Source organism: Blastococcus sp. LR1, from assembly GCF_020166105.1.
Lineage (GTDB): Bacteria > Actinomycetota > Actinomycetes > Mycobacteriales > Geodermatophilaceae > Blastococcus.
This window is the reverse complement of sequence record NZ_JAIUJY010000004.1, coordinates 169,530-185,790: the sequence shown is the minus strand read 5'-3', so window position 1 is coordinate 185,790 and position 16,261 is coordinate 169,530. Positions and strand designations below refer to the sequence as shown.

The following is a 16,261-nucleotide window of genomic DNA, read 5'->3' as shown; positions in this document are numbered from 1 at the left end:
ACCATACTCTTAGATGGTTGCAGTCTGCAACGACGACCATCGTGTGGCCCGTCACACCCTCAGCGGTCGACAGGCTCCACCGGGACGTCGGTGTCGCGCGCCTCGCTGAGCCGGTTCAGCCGCTCCAGCAGCCCCGCGAGCGTGGCGACGTCGTCGGTGCCCCAGCCCGCGAGGTCGTCCTGCCACCGGGCCCGCCGCGCGTCGCGGATCCGGCTCAGCCGGGACGCGCCCTCGCGCGAGGGGGTCAGGACCTGCGCGCGGCCGTCGTCGGGGTCCGCGGCCCGGTCCACCAGCCCGAGCTCGACGAGGCTGGACACCTGGCGGCTGACGGTGCTCTTGTCCAGGCCCAGGCGGGCGACCAGGTCGCTGGCCCGCAGCGGGCCGGCGTCCTGGAGCAATGCCAGCAGCCCGTAGGCGGCGCCGTCGAGATCGGGGTGCAGCTCTCGTGCCAGCCGGGTCGAGATGGCCCGGGACCGGCGCAGCAGCAGCCCGATCTCCCGCTCCAGGGCCACGAATGCTTCGTGCGCGTCCACCGGGGGAGCATTCACCGTCCGGGCCTCGGCCGCCAGACCACGAGGGCGGAGCTGGGCCGGCGCAGCGGGACGAGGTCGGCCCGGTAGGCCGCCGGAACCGCCGCCTCCGCGGCCAGAAGGCGGTTCTCCGCGTGCTGCAGCTCCTCGAGCAGCTCGCGCACCCGGGACTGCAGCGCCTCGACCTGCGACTCCAACTCGATGATCCGCTTGATCCCCGCGAGGTTGACGCCGTCCTCCTGCGAGAGACGCTGGACCTCGCGCAGCAGCGCGACGTCCCGCGGGCTGTACCGACGGCCGCCCCCGGCGGTCCGGCCCGGGCTGACCAGCCCGAGCCGGTCGTACTGCCGCAGCGTCTGTGCGTGCATCCCGGCCAGTTCCGCGGCCACGGAGATCACGAACACCGGTGCGTCCTCCGCGACGGCGCGGCCGGCACCCTGAGCGGGGTCCATCGGCCTGGTCACTTCTCGCCGCCGTTCGTCACCGCCGCGGTGATCTGCGGGCGCGGGTCCTCGTCCATCTCCTCGGCCAGCGACTCGATGACCTTGCGCTGGCCGGGCGTGAGCCGGACCGGCACCGCGATCTCCACTGTGACCAGCAGGTCGCCGGAGCGGAGCTTGCCCGGCACGCCGCGACCGCGGACCCGGAGCGTGCGGCCGCTCGCCGTACCCGCGGGCACCTTCAGCGAGACGGACCCGTCCAGCGTCGGCACGGTGACGGTCGCTCCGAGCGCCGCCTCGGCGAAGGTGATCGGCACGGTCAGCGTCAGGTCCTCGCCCTTGCGCCCGAACAGCGGGTGCTCGGCGACGTGGACGACGACGAAGAGGTCCCCCGCCGGTCCGCCCCGCCGCCCCGGCGCACCCTTGCCGGCCAGCCGGATGCGCTGGCCGTCCTTGACGCCGGCCGGGATGCGGACGGTGATCGTGCGGGTCTGGGTGGTGATGCCGCTGCCGGAGCAGGTGGGGCACGGGTCGTCGATCACCTGACCGCTGCCGCGGCATGCGCGGCAGGGCTCGGAGAACGCGAACGCGCCCTGGCTGCGGCTGGTGACGCCGGCACCCTGGCAGACCGAGCAGGTGTGCGGGCTGGTGCCCGGCTTCGCTCCGCTCCCGGCACACGTCGTGCAGGTGCCCGGGCTCTGCATGCGCAGCGGCACCGTCACGCCGAGGACAGCCTCCTCGAAGGAGAGCGTCGCCTCGGTTTCGACGTCCTGACCGCGCGCGGGGCCGGACGCCGCCTGGCTGCGCGCCCGCGAGCTCCCCGGGGCGCCGCCGGCGGCACCGCCGAACAGGCCGCCGAGGATGTCCCCGAGCCCGCCGGCGTTGCGGCTCCCACCACCGGCGGCCCCGAAGAGGTCACCGAGGTCGAAGGGCTGACCGCCGGGCCCGGCGCCGGGGAAGCCCCCCGGGAACCCGGCCCGCGCCCCGGCTCCCCCGGCGCCGAACAGCCGCCGGGCGTCGTCGTACTCCCCGCGCCGCTTCGGGTCGGAGAGCACGTCGTAGGCCTCGGAGACCTCCTTGAAGCGCGCCTCGGCCTCGGCGTTGCCCGGGTTCTTGTCCGGGTGCAGCTCCTGGGCCAGCTTCCGGTAGGCCTTCTTGATGGCGGCGGCGTCGGCGTTCTGGGGGACGCCGAGCGCGCCGTAGTAGTCCTTCTCGATGAAGTCACGGGTGCTCATCGACGCCCCCTCTCCGGATCAGTCCGACGCCGGAGCGCCGGCCTCGTCGCCGGACGGCTGCGCCGCGGCCGGCTCCTGGGTGGGCGCCGGGTTCTCCGGCTCGGTCACCGCGACCATCGCCGTCCGCAGCACCCGGTCGCCGCGACGGAAACCCTGCCGCAGGACGGTGCTGGCCGTCGGGACGTCGACGTCGGCGGACGTGTCGTGCATGACCGCCTCGTGCAGCGACGGGTCGAACGCGTCGCCCGCCACGCCGAAGGCCTCCACCCCGAGGCCGTCGAGCAGCCCCAGGACGCGGTCGGCGACGACCTTGAACGCACCGGTCAGGTCGCCGTGGTCACGGGCCCGCTGGATGTCGTCGACGATCGGGAACAGCTGGGCGGCGAACCGCTCGGCCGCCTGGTCGACGACCAGCGTGCGGTCGCGGTCGACGCGCCGCCGGTAGTTCGCGTACTCGGCCGTGACGCGCTGCAGGTCCTCGGTGCGCTCGGCCAGCTGCTGGGTCAGGTCGCCGCCGTCACCGGCGTCCACCTGCGGCGCCGGCTGCTCGTCGACCGGCGTCTCGTGCTCGCTCATCTGCTCCCCTGGAAGGTCGGGACCGGGCCGTGGGGGGGGGGGGGGGGGGGGGCGGGGGGGCCCGGGGCGGGGCCCGGGCGGGGTGCCCCCGGGCGGCCCCACGGACCTCACCACTGGTCACCGGCGGTCGTTGTCCTCGTCGACGATCTCGGCGTCGACGACGTCGTCGTCGTTCGGGGTCGACGCGCCCTCGGCGCCGGTGGCGCCGGCGGTCTCGGCACCGGCCTCGGCGCCGGCCGCCTCGGCCTGCTGGGCGTAGAGCGCCCCGCCGACCTCCTGGGACACGCGGGCGACCTTCTCCTGCGCGGCCTTGATGGTGGCGATGTCGGAGCCGCCGAGGGCCGAACGCAGCTCGGAGAGGGCCTCGCCGAGCTCGTCCTTCTTCTCGGCCGGGATCTTGTCGCCGTTCTCGGCCAGGAACTTCTCGGTCTGGTACTGCAGCGACTCGGCGAGGTTGCGGGTCTCGGCCTCGTCGCGGCGGCGCTTGTCCTCCTCGGCGTGCGCCTCGGCGTCCTTCATCATCCGCTCGATGTCGTCCTTCGGGAGGGCCGAGCCGCCGGTGATCGTCATCGACTGCTCCTTGCCCGTGCCGAGGTCCTTGGCCGACACGTGCACGATGCCGTTGGCGTCGATGTCGAAGGCCACCTCGATCTGCGGGACGCCGCGGGGCGCCGGCGGCAGACCGGTCAGCTCGAACATGCCGAGCTTCTTGTTGTAGGCGGCCATCTCGCGCTCGCCCTGGAAGACCTGGATCTGCACGGACGGCTGGTTGTCGTCGGCCGTCGTGAAGATCTCCGAGCGCTTCGTCGGGATCGTGGTGTTGCGCTCGATGAGCTTGGTCATGATCCCGCCCTTGGTCTCGATGCCCAGGGAGAGCGGGGTGACGTCGAGCAGCAGGACGTCCTTGACCTCGCCGCGGAGGACACCGGCCTGCAGCGCGGCGCCGATCGCGACGACCTCGTCGGGGTTGACGCCCTTGTTGGGCTCCTTGCCGCCGGTCAGCTCCTTGACGAGCTCGGAGACGGCGGGCATGCGGGTCGAGCCACCCACCAGGACGACGTGGTCGATCTGGCCGACGGAGATGCCGGCGTCGCGCACCGCCTGGTTGAACGGCGCGCGGCAGCGGTCGAGCAGGTCCTGCGTCAGCCGCTGGAACTCCGCGCGGGTCATCGTGATGTCGAGGTGCAGCGGGCCGTCGGGGCCGGCGGTGATGTAGGGCAGGTTCAGGTTCGTCGACTGCGCGCCCGACAGCTCGATCTTGGCCTTCTCGGCGGCCTCGCGGAGCCGCTGCATGGCCAGCTTGTCCTTGGACAGGTCGATGCCGCTGGAGGCGTTGAACGTCTGCACCAGGTGCTTGACGACGCGCTCGTCCCAGTCGTCACCACCGAGGTGGTTGTCACCGGCGGTGGCCTTGACCTCGATGACGCCGTCGCCGATCTCGAGCAGCGAGACGTCGAACGTGCCGCCACCGAGGTCGAACACGAGGATCGTCTGCTCGGTCTCGCCCTTGTCCAGGCCGTAGGCCAGCGCGGCCGCGGTGGGCTCGTTGACGATGCGCAGGACGTTGAGGCCCGCGATCTCACCGGCCTCCTTGGTGGCCTGGCGCTGGGCGTCCTCGAAGTAGGCGGGGACGGTGATGACGGCGTCGGTCACCGGCTCGCCCAGGTAGGTCTCGGCGTCCCGCTTCAGCTTCTGCAGCGTGCGGGCGCTGATCTCCTGCGGCGTGTAGCGCTTGCCGTCGATCTCGTCGGTCCTCCAGTCGGTGCCGACGTGACGCTTGACCGACCGGATGGTGCGGTCGACGTTGGTGACCGCCTGGTTCTTCGCCGACTGACCGACGAGGACCTCGCCGTTCTTGGCGAACGCGACGACGGAGGGGGTGGTGCGCGCGCCCTCGGAGTTCGCGATGACCGTCGGCTCGCCGCCCTCCAGGACGGTGACGACGGAGTTGGTGGTGCCGAGGTCGATGCCGACCGCTCGAGCCATGGAGATGGCCTCTCTTCCGTGTGCTGGGGGTGGTACTGGTCCGGAGTCAGCCGAGGAGTCGCGGCGCCGGTTCACCTCGCTGGTGCACCTTGCGCGGGGCTCGCTCAACTTTCCTGCCCACCGTAACGGCAGGCGCAGCGTCCGTGTTCCCGGGGTGCGCGTGGTCGACTCAACTCCGCCGTCTCCCGCCGTCGGTGCCGCGTCATGGATGCCGGTGCCGTGCTGCATCGCGGCACCGGCAACCGCAGCGCGGCCGCGGGGAACCGTCGTCCACAGGCCGGGCGCTCTCGACCTCGCGCGCCGCGCCGGTCGCCCACACTCTGGCGGGTGCACCCCCTCCTCGAGGCCGCAGCCGGGCGGCAGCTCGGCGTCTTCACCGCGGGCGATGTCCGGCGAGCCGGCTACCGGCACGACGAGGTCCGGCACCTGCGCGCGTCCGGCCGGTGGCACCGTCTCCGGCGAGGCGTCTACATCACCGCGACGGAGCTCGCGGCGGCCGAGCGCGCCGGGAACCGCTTCCGCGTCGAGTGCGTCGCCGTGCTCCTGGCCATGGACAGCACGACCGTCGCGGTCAGCCACCGCTCCGCCGCGCACCTGTGGGGGCTGCCCGCCCCGACGCCCGACGTCATCCGCCTCACCGACCCCGCGCACAGCCGCGTGGGGTCGGGGTTCCGGGTGTCCCGCGGTCCACTGGACCCTGGAGACGTCCGGACCCAGGAGTCGCTCCGCCTCACCGCTCCGGCGCGGACGCTGGTCGACCTCGCGCGGAGCGAGCCCCTGACGGACGCCGTCGTCGCCATGGACGCCGCGCTGCTCGGCGACCTGCTCACCCTCGACGAGCTCGGCGACGCGACCGCCCGGGCGCACGGCTGGCCCGGTGCCGCGCGGGCCGCTCGCGCCCTGTCACTGACCGACGGCCGCGCCGAATCGGCGCTGGAGACCCGCGGACGCCTCCGCATGATCGGCGCCGGGCTGCCGACGCCGCAGCTGCAGGTGGAGATCCGGACCGGCGGACGGCTGATCGGCGTCGTCGACGCGTGGTTCGAGGGGCCGGCGGTCGCGGTCGAGTTCGACGGGCGCGTGAAGTACACCGACCCGTGGCGGGATCCCGGCCGCGTGCTGTGGGAGGAGAAGCGGCGGGAGGACGAACTGCGCGCACTCGACATCGCGGTCGTGCGGATCGCCGAAGCGGATCTGGGCACCTCGTGGCCGCGGACGGAGCAGCAGCTGCGCCGACTCCTGGCGCGCCCCGCCCCGGTGGGCCGGCGATTCACCGCGACGCCGCGGACCCGAGGGGTCGCCCGGGCCGGATGAGGCCGCGGTATGGGCGCCAGTGCCGCGGTGCGGGGCGGCTCTCAGCCCCACACCGCGGCACCGACCCGCCGTCAGTCGCCGGGGGCAGGGGCGATCGGCTCGGTGGGCTCCCCCGCCACAGGGGCCGGGGCCTCGTCGGCGGGGAAGGTCGGCAGCGGAACCCCCGGCCGCGGGAGCTCGGCCGCGCACGAGTCCGCCGGGCGCGGGTTGCTGCGGCCGATGTCGACGCCCGCGGGATCCAGGACGTAGCTCTGCGGATACGCGTTCGGCACCGCCACCCCGTCGTCCGCGACCGGCTGGTCGAGCACCCGGGCGCAGTTGTCCGCCCACCACTCCTGGAACCCGACCTTGAGCGGCCGGCCGTCCTGGTCGAAGAGGAGCACGTCCCGCAGCGGCGTCCCGTCGGCCGAGAAGGGGAGGACGTCGGTCACCGGCCCGTACCGGGACAGCAGCGGGTACCGCTCCGTCGGGACCTCCGCGGCCGACGTCGGCTGGGACGCCGCGAAGTGGTCGTAGGTCGCCTGGTCGAGCTCGCGCTGCGCGACGCCGATGGACACGCCGACCAGCACCACCCCGAGGACGACGACGAGCACGCCCACCGGACGCGGCAGCTTCCGCCGGCCGAGGAACACCGACGCCGCGACCGCCGCGAGCACCAGCACGAACCCGAGCTCGTCGCTGCCCAGCGGTGCCGGGACCGGGACGTCGCGGACGCCGTCGTTCACCAGCAGGCACGGCACGAGCACGAGCAGGTATCCGCGCAGCACCCACCACGCGGGGCGCAGCTCGACCACCAGCCGGCCGATCTCCCGGAGTGCGGGGAGCGCCCGCTGGAAGGACGCCGACGCGATCAGGCCGTCGATCCGCTCGCGCAGACCGGACGCGGACGCCGCTCCGCCCGAACTGCGGGCGGGGAGCCCGGCGGCGGTGCGCAGCTCCGCGGCGTAGGACGACGGCGGCCCGAGGCGGACGGCGATGTCGCGCTCGTCCTCCTCGCCGGCGAGCGCGTCCAGGTGCATCGCCAGGTCTTCGAGCAGCGCACTGCGGTCGTCTGCCGGCAGGTCGGCGAGCTCGTGCTCCACGGCGGCGAGGTAGTCCTGCGCCTGCCGCGTGCGGGAGAGGGACGGCGCGCTCATGCCGCGGCCCCCGTCCGGTCCAGGAGGGCGTCGACGGTGTCGGCGAACGTCCTCCACGTCTTGGTCGAGTCCTCGAGCACCGAACGCCCCCTGTCGTTGATCGCGTAGTACTTCCGATGCGGGCCCTCGTCGCTGGGAACGACGTAGGACGTCAGCGCCCCCGCCTGGTAGAGGCGGCGCAGGGTGCCGTACACCGATGCGTCGCCCACCTCCTCGAGCCCGGCGGTGCGCAGCCGGCGCACCACGTCGTAGCCGTAGCCGTCGGCGTCGCGGACCACGGCGAGCACCGCGACGTCGAGCACCCCCTTGAGCAGCTGACTTGCGTCCAACGCCCACCTCCGTGTGGATCCACCGCGCTGTCGCTGTGGTGGAGAGGACGGTAGTGCACGAAGCGCAGTAGTCCGCTTGCACGTGCACCGGCGTGTTGCGGAACCCCGACGTCCGACCACGTCGGTGCCGCGGTGCGGGGGCGGAGGCCGGGCTGCGACGCGGCACCGGCGACCACACCCCGGCACCCGGCGGAGGGGGCGACACGCGGCGGCGGAGGCGGCGGAACGCGGAGGCGGCGCGGGCGTCGGTGGCCGGATCGTGACCCCCCGTGCGGTTACCCGCGAGTAGCCTCCAGGGGCGCCCGCTATCGTGCGCAGCAGTGCGGGCAGCGGTGCCCGCACGCGCTCCGGAGACCGGCTCGACGCCGGGTCCGACGGCGCGCGCACCACACACAGCCTCGTCGCCCCACGTGGCCGACGGGTCAGCCGACGCCCTCGGGCGTCCGGGGAGGAAAACATGACGGGCCCGCTGCAGATCGTCCTCGGGACGATCAGCGTCCTGTTCCTGATCGTGGCCTCGGTGATGGCCTACCGCGCCGTGCGCGCGATGGTGCGGATCATCCGCACCGGCCAGCCCGACGACACCCGCTTCGGCCCGGTCAAGACCCGGCTGAAGACGCTGGCGATCGAGTCGCTCGGCCACACCCGAATGCTCAAGTGGTCATCGATCGGCATCGCCCACTGGTTCGTCTTCATCGGCTTCTACGGCCTGTTCCTGACGCTGGTCGAGGCCTTCGGCGAGGTGTTCAACCCGGCCTTCCACCTGCCGCTCATCGGCAACTGGGGCCTGTGGAACCTGTTCGCCGACATCATCGGCACCGGCACGATCCTGGGCATCGGCTACCTGATCTACCGGCGCCAGAAGGACCACCCGCGCCGCCAGGGACGCAAGAGCCGCTTCGCCGGCAGCAACGAGGGCCGCGGCTACTTCGTCGAGGCCGTCGTCACCACCGTCGGCATCTGCATCCTGCTGATCCGCGCGCTGAAGGTCTCCAGCGACCTGACCGACGCCCCGGCCTGGTCGCACCCGGTCTCCGGCCTGATCGCGAACGTCCTCCCGGACAGCCCCGACCTGCTGACGATCGTCGCCTTCGTCAAGATCGTGATCTCCCTGACCTGGCTCGTGGTCATCAGCCGGATCCTGAACATGGGTGTCGCCTGGCACCGGTTCAGCGCCTTCTTCAACATCTACTTCAAGCGCAACGCCGACGGCGCCCCCGCGCTCGGCGCGCTGCTCCCGATGACGTCGGGCGGCAAGCCGATCGACTTCGAGGATCCGGACGAGGACGCGACCTTCGGCCGCGGCAAGATCGAGGACTTCACCTGGAAGGGAATGCTGGACTTCAGCACCTGCACCGAGTGCGGTCGCTGCCAGAGCCAGTGCCCGGCGTGGAACACGGGCAAGCCGCTCAGCCCGAAGATGGTGATCATGGATCTTCGCGATCACCTCTACGCGAAGGCTCCCTACCTCCTCGGCGAGAAGACCGCTGCCGAGACGATGCCGGACTACGACGTCCTCAAGCCCAGCGACGAGCAGGTCTGGGCCTCCGGGTACGCCCGCGTCGAGGGCACCAACGACGCGCAGGCCCACCGTCCGCTGGTCGGCACCCTCGAGGAGGCCGGCGTCATCGACCCCGACGTCCTGTGGAGCTGCACCAACTGCGGCGCCTGCGTCGAGCAGTGCCCGGTGGACATCGAGCACGTCGACCACATCAACGACATGCGCCGCTACCAGGTCATGATCGAGTCCAACTTCCCGTCCGAGGCCGGCGTCATGATGACGAACCTCGAGAAGCGCGGAAACCCGTGGGGCATGGGCGGCAACGTCCGCGAGGACTGGATCAAGGAGCTCGACTTCGAGGTCCGCATGGCCGACGGCCCGCTGCCGAACGAGGTCGAGTACCTGTTCTGGGTCGGCTGCGCCGGTGCCGTCGACGACCGGGCCAAGAAGGTCACCAAGGCCGTCGCCGAACTGCTGAACACCGCGGGCGTCGAGTTCGCCGTCCTCGGCAGCGGCGAGACCTGCTCGGGTGACCCGGCCCGCCGCATGGGCAACGAGTTCCTCTTCCAGCAGCTGGCCATGGAGAACGTCGAGACCCTCAACGGCGTCTTCGAGGGCCGCGTGCCGGGCACCCGCAAGATCGTCGCGACCTGCCCGCACTGCTTCAACTCGCTGGGCAAGGAGTACCCGCAGGTCGGCGGCGAGTACGAGGTCATCCACCACACGCAGCTGCTCGGCCAGCTGGTGGAGGAGGGCCGGCTGGTGCCGGTCACCCCGGTCGACCGCAAGGTCACCTACCACGACCCGTGCTTCCTGGGCCGGCACAACAAGGTCTACACGCCTCCGCGCGAGATCCTGGACTCCGTCCAGGGCCTCTCCACGCAGGAGATGCACCGCTGCAAGGACCGTGGCTTCTGCTGCGGCGCCGGCGGTGCCCGCATGTGGATGGAGGAGAAGATCGGCAAGCGGATCAACGTCGAGCGCACCGAAGAGGCGCTCGAGCTCGATCCCGACGTCATCTCCACCGCGTGCCCGTTCTGCATCACGATGCTCAGCGACGCGCTGACCGCCAAGAAGCAGAACGGCGAGGCCAAGGACCACGTCGAGGTCCTCGACGTCAGCCAGATCCTGCTGCGCTCCATGCAGCCGGTCGCGGTCGGCGCCCAGGGGGCCGAGCAGGGTGCCGACGTCGGCACGAAGGACGACGACGTCGTCGGCCTGGACTCCGCCGCCACGGAGCACGACCCGAAGTAGCAAGAGCAGCAGCACCGCCGACGGCGCGCGTTCCCTCCGAGGGGGCGCGCGCCGTCGTCGTTCTCCGTGTAGCAGAAGGACCACCCTGCCCCCCACCACTCGCACGCTCGCGGCGGGACCCTGCAGAGTGGCCGAGTGCTGATGCAGCTGCGGGTCACCGTTCCCGCCGACCGGACCGCGCAGGTCCGCGACCTCTTCGAACAGGACCTGGGGACCGCCCACCTGGCGGTGCTCCACGGGGCGTCGGTCGCCCCCGCCGGTGACCTGGTGCTCGCCGACGTCGCCCGGGAGTCGGCCGACGGCCTGGTGAAGGCGCTGCGCGACCTCGGCGTCGACCGGGACGGCGGCATCGCGCTGGTGGCCGTGGACGCCGCGGTCTCCTCCGCGGCCCGCCGGGCGGAGGACCGCGCTCCGGGCGACGGCGCCGACGCCGTCGTGTGGGAGCAGGTGGTGCGCACCACCGACGCCGACTCCTCGCTGTCGGTCTCCTACCTGGCGTTCCTCACCATCGCGACGCTGCTGGCCGCGGTCGCGATCATCAACGACTCGGCGATCCTGGTGATCGGCGCGATGGTGCTGGGGCCGGAGTTCGCCCCGCTGGCCGCGCTCGCCGTCGCCGTCCTGCACCGCCGTCCCTCGATCGCCCGCCAGGCGGCGATCTCGCTGGCGGTCGGGTTCGCCGTCGCCATCGCGGTCACGGCGCTGGTGGTCCTGGCCGGCCGGGGCCTCGGCTGGTTCGGGCCCGAGCTGCTCGCCGCCGACCGTCCCGCGACCGGCTTCATCACCGCCCCCGACCGGTGGTCGGTCGTGGTCGCGGTCCTCGCGGGGGTCGCCGGCGTCCTCTCCCTCACCTCCGCCAAGAGCGGCGCGCTGGTCGGCGTCTTCATCTCGGTCACGACCGTGCCCGCGGCCGCGGACATGGCCCTCGCCATGGCGCTCGGTGGCGGCGCCGAGTTCACCCGCGCGGCGACCCAGCTGGGCATCAACCTGGTGGGGATCCTGGTCGCCGCCCTCGCCACCCTCGCGCTGCAGAAGGCCGTCTGGCACCGCATGCCGCGGACCGTGCCGAAGGTGGAGCGCGTGGCGCGCTGACGCCTGCCGACCCGGACGGCGTGTGCCGCCGGTCATGGAGGACCATCGAGGCAGTGAGCAGCAGCGCCCCCGCACCGACCGGATCCCGACGTCGGGGTCTCGCGCTGATCGCCACGGCGATCGTGCTCACCGGCCTGAACCTGCGGACCGCGGTGAACAGCATCGGCCCGGTGCTGGAGGAGATCGAGAACGGCCTCGGGTTGTCCAGCGGGCTGGCCGGGCTGGTCACCTCGCTGCCGGTGCTCTGCTTCGCCGCGCTCGGCTTCGCCGGCCCGCCGCTGTCGGCCCGGTTCCGCGACTCGCACGTGCTGGCCGGAGCGCTGCTCGCGATGGCCGCAGGGCTGGTCGTGCGCAGCCTGGCCGACGGTTTCCCGCTGTTCGTCGTCGGCACGGTGGCGGCGATGACCGGCGGCGCCCTGGGCAACGTGCTCCTGCCCGGCCTGGTGAAGCGCTACTTCCCGGGGCGGACCGGCCTGCTGGTCGGGGCCTACAGCACCGCGCTGAGCGTGGGGGCCGCCGTCGCGTCGGTGGCCACCCAGCCCATCGCCGACGCCGTCGGCGAGGGCGGCTGGCGCTGGGCGCTCGGGATCTGGGCCGTGGCGGCTCTCGTCGCGGCGCTCCCCTGGGTGCTGGTGCGCCCCTCCCCCGGCGCCTCCCGCGCCACGCACAGCGCCGTCCGCCTGCGGGTGCTGCTGCGCAGCCGCCTCGCGCTGGCCCTCACGGTGTTCTTCGGGCTGCAGGCGATGCAGGCCTACGTGATCGTGGGCTGGTCGGCCCAGTACCTGCGGGACGCCGGGCTCAGCGCGGCCACCGCGGGGCTGCTGCTCGGCGTCAACTCGGTGGTGGCCATCCCGGTCAACGCGGTCGTCCCGATGCTCACCGTCCGGCCGCGGCTGCAGTGGCCGCTGGTCTGCTTCTTCATGAGCTGCTACGTCGCCGGCTGGGTCGGGCTCTGGACGGCGCCGCTCGCCGCTCCGTGGCTGTGGATGGTGCTGCTCGGCCTGGGCCTGGGCACCTTCGCGATGGTCCTGGCGCTGCTCGGGCTGCGGGCGCGCACGCCGGTGACGACGACGGCGCTGTCCACCGTGACCCAGGGCTGGGGCTACCTGATCGCCGGCGCCGGACCGCTCCTCGTGGGGGTGCTGCGCGGCGCGACGGGCGGGTACGACGGCATGTTCGTGCTGCTGCTCGTCGGCGTCGCCGGGCTGTGGTCGCTGGGTTGGCTCGTCACCCGCGACCGGTTCGTCGACGACGAGATCGCGCACCTGCTCCCCGTCGGCGCCGGGGCCACACCGGACGCCGACCGCATCGGGGTCGCCGGCACCGAGGCGCCGGTCAGCTCACGCGTCAGTCGGGACGGCGGGTCTCCGCGCGGGTGAAGTTCCGGTAGGACCGGGACGGCGTCGGGCCGCGCTGGTCCTGGTACCGCGAGCCGTACACCGCCGAGCCGTACGGGTGCTCCGCCGGGCTGGTGAGCCTGAACATGCACAGCTGGCCGATCTTCATCCCGGGCCACAGCGTGATCGGCAGGTTGGCCACGTTGGACAGCTCCAGCGTGATGTGGCCGGAGAACCCGGGGTCCACGAAACCCGCGGTGGAGTGGGTGAGCAGGCCCAGCCGGCCGAGCGAGGACTTGCCCTCCAGCCGGGCGGCGAGGTCGTCGGGCAGGCTGATGACCTCGAGCGTGGAGCCGAGCACGAACTCCCCGGGGTGCAGGACGAACGGCTCGTCGCCCTCGGGCTCGACCGGGGTGGTCAGGTCGTCCTGCTGCTCCGCCGGGTCGATGTGGGTGTACCGCGAGTTGTTGAACACGCGGAAGAAGCGGTCCAGCCGGACGTCGATGCTGGAGGGCTGCACCAGGGCCGGGTCGTAGGGGTCGATGCCGAGGCGTCCCTCGGCGATCGCGGCCGTGATGTCGCGGTCGCTCAGCAGCATGGCGCGGAGTCTAGGGAACCGCGACCGCCCTCCTGCGGGGTGAGGGGGCCCCGAGCCGCTCAAGCCGACCGCCCTGGGTGCCGTTGCGTGCCAGGAATGCCCCCGGACCTACCGGGAGGCCGCGCCGGAAGGCAGCAACGGATGACGAGCAAGCGGGTCCTGGGGATCGTCCTGACCTCTGCGGTGGTGGCCGGCTACGCCGGTGCCGCCGTGTGGTCGGCGATGGCGCAGCCTCCGATCGAGGTCGTCACCGGGTACGGGGAGGGCGACGGCCTCACCCGCTACGTCCTGACCACCGAGGCCGGTGCCGCCGGCGACCTGCTCGCCGTGCTCGAGGCCGTCCCGGGCGTGGCCAGCGCGCAGTGGGTCGACGACGGGCTCGCCCTGGTGGCGGTCGACGGCGTCACGCCCGACCGCCTGCGCGCCGTCCCGGCCATCGACGCCGTCGAGCTCTCGCCCTCGGTTCCCGTGCTGGGCACGGTCACCGACCCGTACGCCCAGGCCTACGGCTGGAACCTGGAGAACACCGGCAGCAACGTCTACCAGCAGAGCGCCGTGTCCGACGCCGACGTCGACGCCACCGCCGGCTGGGCGACCGGCACGGGGACCGGTCGCATCGTGGCCCTGGTGGACACCGGGTTCGACTCGGACCACCCGGATCTGGCCGGCTCGCTGTGGATCAACCCCGACCAGCCGTGCGGCAGCACCGACACCGACGGCAACGGCCTGGCCGGCGACTGCCACGGTTGGAACTTCTACGCGAACTCCGCCGCCGTCGACAACGGCAGCCTGGGCACGCACGGCGCCAGCGTCGCCGGCGTGATCGGCGCACGATCGGACAACGGGGTCGGCTCCGCCGGTGTGGCGCCGGACGTGACGATCATGCCGCTCGTGATCGGCGGCGGGGACAGCGTCGAGGCCACCCTCGGGGCCAAGGCCATCCGCTACGCCGTCGACAACGGGGCCGACGTCATCAACGCCTCTTGGGGCGGCCAGTTCAGCGGCCGGCCCCTGCAGGTCCTGCGGGAGGCCATCGCCTACGCCGCGGCCCACGACGTCCTCGTGGTCGCCGCAGCAGGGAACGACGGCGCCGACAGAGACACCTCGGTCCTGTACCCGGCCAGCCTGCCCGACGCCAACATCATCACCGTCGGCAGCTCCTCGGCCACCGACTCGGTATCGCCGACCTCCGCCTACGGCGCCACCACGGTGGACCTCTTCGCGCCCGGCAACAAGATCGCCACGACGTGGAACGACGGCGGGATGCGGCTGGTCAGCGGGACGTCGCTCGCCGCTCCGCACGTGGCGGCCGCGATCGCCCTGTACCGGGCCGTGATGCCGACGGCGACGTACGCCGAGCTCAAGGCGGCCCTGCTCGCCGACGTCGACCGCATCCCCGCCTTCGTCGGGAAGTCCGTCACCGGTGGCCGGCTCACGATGGAGGGCCTGGCCGACCAGAGCAACGAGCCGGTCAGCTACGCCTTCACCTCGATGACCGCCCGCCCGGGCACCGTCTCGCCCACGATCGGGATCAGCACGCCCGTGGGCAGCGGCGACTACACGGCCGACATCGGGCTGGGCATGGAGCACCAGGGCGAGATCTGGGCCCTGTCGCAGAAGGACGTGACGCTGGACGGCGTCACCGTGCCCACCGACGACGCCGGTGACGCCCGCTTCGACCTCGGATCGATCGCGGACCTCGACGGCCTCGCCCTGTCGCCGTCCGTCGAGCTGGCCGAGGGCCGCTACGTGCTCACCGTGCAGCTCTACCGGGACGGCGAGCCGCTGGGCCGGATGCACGCCGCTCCGCTGCTCGTCTCTCCGACGCCGGCGCCGGGGACCCCCGCGCCGACCACGCCCGGACCGACGGCTCCGGCCCCCGGCACCCCCGCGCCCGGCGCCCCCGCGCCGACACCGGGTCCCGTGCCGCCGGGCGGCGCCGTCCCCGGCCTGCCGGTCGCCCCGGGACCGGATGGATCCGATCCCGGCGACTCCGAGCCGGGCACACCCGATCCGGGTGCGCCCTCGCCGGGCACGCCTGCTCCCGGCACGCCTGCACCCGGCAGCCCGGCGCCCACGACGCCGACGCCGCCCCCGGTCGCGCCGGTTCCGAGCACCCCGGACCCCACGACGCCGGCACCCACGGCACCGGCGCCCGGCACCCCCGCTCCGGGCACCCCGGCGCCGACGACTCCTCCCCCCGCTCCGGGCACTCCTGCGCCCGGCAGCCCGGCGCCAGGGGCTCCGGCTCCCGGCACCCCGGCGCCCTCGGTGCCCGGCACGACGACCTATCCCGAGGTCAGCGTCTTCCGGATCACGTCGCTGAGCCCGAACGTCGTGCACGTCGACGGCGGAACGCTCGTCACCATCACCGGCCGGGCCCTGCCTGCCGACCCGACGGTGCTGATCGGGGCATCGATCACTGCCGACGTCGTGGACAGCACGACCACCCGGCTCGTGTTCCGGGTCCCCGCACGCGTGGCCGGGGTCTACGACGTGTCGGTGTACGCCGCGGACGGTCGCTCCGCCGTGCTGAGCCGTGCGCTCACCTACGCCGACGCGGTCGGCACCGGCCCGGGCGGGAGCACGCCCGCCCCGCCGGAGGACGGCACGCCGGCCCCGACTCCCCCGCCCCCCGGCGGGACGTCGCCCGGCGAGGACGGCTCTCCCGACGACGGCTCCGGCACCCCGCCGGTGACTGCGCCGGTGGTCCGCACCGGCCCCTCGGGTGAGCGACTGGTCCGCTCGGACCGGTTCTCGGCCCTCGGCTCCATCTGGTCGATGAACTGCTCGGTGACCTGCACCGGCGTCGCGATCTGACGCCCCGACCGGCGCTGCTCCGCGGCGCCTCCTGAACCACCGCGCCCCGTCCGGCTTCCCCATACGGACGGGGCGCGGTGTCGTGCCGGAAGCGTTCCGGAAGGACTCGGACC

At 73.3% G+C, this 16,261-nt stretch carries 13 protein-coding genes; 5 read left to right on the top strand and 8 right to left on the bottom strand.

The window, feature by feature from the left end; translation table 11 throughout:
• Nucleotides 1-59 precede the first annotated feature (59 nt).
• The 5 genes from LBW97_RS12780 to dnaK form a co-directional block, all read right to left on the bottom strand.
• A complete protein-coding gene (locus LBW97_RS12780) occupies nt 60-533 on the bottom strand; it encodes a MarR family winged helix-turn-helix transcriptional regulator (RefSeq protein ID WP_224499760.1) in 474 nt (157 codons plus the stop codon).
• A gap of 11 nt (nt 534-544) precedes the next feature.
• The gene (locus tag LBW97_RS12775) at nt 545-982 is read right to left on the bottom strand and encodes a heat shock protein transcriptional repressor HspR (RefSeq protein ID WP_224499759.1); all 438 of its coding nucleotides are present in this window, start codon (nt 980-982) and stop codon (nt 545-547) included.
• Between the two features lie 8 nt (nt 983-990).
• Nucleotides 991-2,205, bottom strand: a complete 1,215-nt coding sequence (gene dnaJ, locus LBW97_RS12770; protein ID WP_224499758.1) for a molecular chaperone DnaJ — start codon at nt 2,203-2,205, stop codon at nt 991-993.
• Nucleotides 2,206-2,223: 18 nt separating this feature from the next.
• Entirely contained in the window at nt 2,224-2,781 is a 558-nt protein-coding gene (grpE, locus tag LBW97_RS12765; protein ID WP_224499757.1) for a nucleotide exchange factor GrpE, read from the bottom strand.
• Nucleotides 2,782-2,898: 117 nt separating this feature from the next.
• Nucleotides 2,899-4,767 (bottom strand): molecular chaperone DnaK, encoded by a 1,869-nt coding sequence (gene dnaK, locus LBW97_RS12760; RefSeq protein WP_224499756.1) that lies wholly within the window; start codon nt 4,765-4,767, stop codon nt 2,899-2,901.
• A 327-nt stretch (nt 4,768-5,094) separates the two neighbouring features.
• Between dnaK and LBW97_RS12755 the strand changes: the two genes are divergently transcribed.
• Nucleotides 5,095-6,081, top strand: coding sequence for a type IV toxin-antitoxin system AbiEi family antitoxin domain-containing protein (locus LBW97_RS12755; protein WP_224499755.1), 987 nt, complete (start codon nt 5,095-5,097; stop codon nt 6,079-6,081).
• A 71-nt stretch (nt 6,082-6,152) separates the two neighbouring features.
• Here the strand turns inward: LBW97_RS12755 and LBW97_RS12750 are convergent, their stop codons facing one another.
• Together LBW97_RS12750 and LBW97_RS12745 are read right to left on the bottom strand one after the other, a co-directional pair.
• Entirely contained in the window at nt 6,153-7,217 is a 1,065-nt protein-coding gene (locus LBW97_RS12750) for a hypothetical protein (protein WP_224499754.1), read from the bottom strand.
• Nucleotides 7,214-7,546 (bottom strand): PadR family transcriptional regulator, encoded by a 333-nt coding sequence (locus LBW97_RS12745; RefSeq protein ID WP_224499753.1) that lies wholly within the window; start codon nt 7,544-7,546, stop codon nt 7,214-7,216. The genes LBW97_RS12750 and LBW97_RS12745 overlap by 4 nt, the downstream gene beginning before the upstream one ends.
• Before the next feature lie 457 nt (nt 7,547-8,003).
• Between LBW97_RS12745 and LBW97_RS12740 the strand changes: the two genes are divergently transcribed.
• The 3 genes from LBW97_RS12740 to LBW97_RS12730 all read left to right on the top strand — a co-directional run bounded on the left by LBW97_RS12740 (nt 8,004) and on the right by LBW97_RS12730 (nt 12,772).
• Complete coding sequence (locus tag LBW97_RS12740) at nt 8,004-10,301, top strand: (Fe-S)-binding protein (RefSeq protein ID WP_224499752.1); 2,298 nt, start codon at nt 8,004-8,006, stop codon at nt 10,299-10,301.
• Nucleotides 10,302-10,442: 141 nt separating this feature from the next.
• Nucleotides 10,443-11,393 (top strand): DUF389 domain-containing protein, encoded by a 951-nt coding sequence (locus tag LBW97_RS12735; RefSeq protein ID WP_224500140.1) that lies wholly within the window; start codon nt 10,443-10,445, stop codon nt 11,391-11,393.
• Nucleotides 11,394-11,446: 53 nt separating this feature from the next.
• Nucleotides 11,447-12,772: a CynX/NimT family MFS transporter gene (locus LBW97_RS12730; protein WP_224499751.1), complete on the top strand. Its 1,326-nt coding sequence runs from the start codon at nt 11,447-11,449 to the stop codon at nt 12,770-12,772.
• Here the strand turns inward: LBW97_RS12730 and dcd are convergent.
• Nucleotides 12,741-13,328 (bottom strand): dCTP deaminase, encoded by a 588-nt coding sequence (gene dcd, locus LBW97_RS12725; protein ID WP_224499750.1) that lies wholly within the window; start codon nt 13,326-13,328, stop codon nt 12,741-12,743. The genes LBW97_RS12730 and dcd overlap by 32 nt on opposite strands.
• Before the next feature lie 141 nt (nt 13,329-13,469).
• On the opposite strand from dcd, the gene LBW97_RS20245 reads away from it, so the two are divergent.
• The gene (locus LBW97_RS20245) at nt 13,470-16,148 is read left to right on the top strand and encodes a S8 family serine peptidase (RefSeq protein ID WP_304505441.1); all 2,679 of its coding nucleotides are present in this window, start codon (nt 13,470-13,472) and stop codon (nt 16,146-16,148) included.
• Nucleotides 16,149-16,261: the final 113 nt, after the last annotated feature.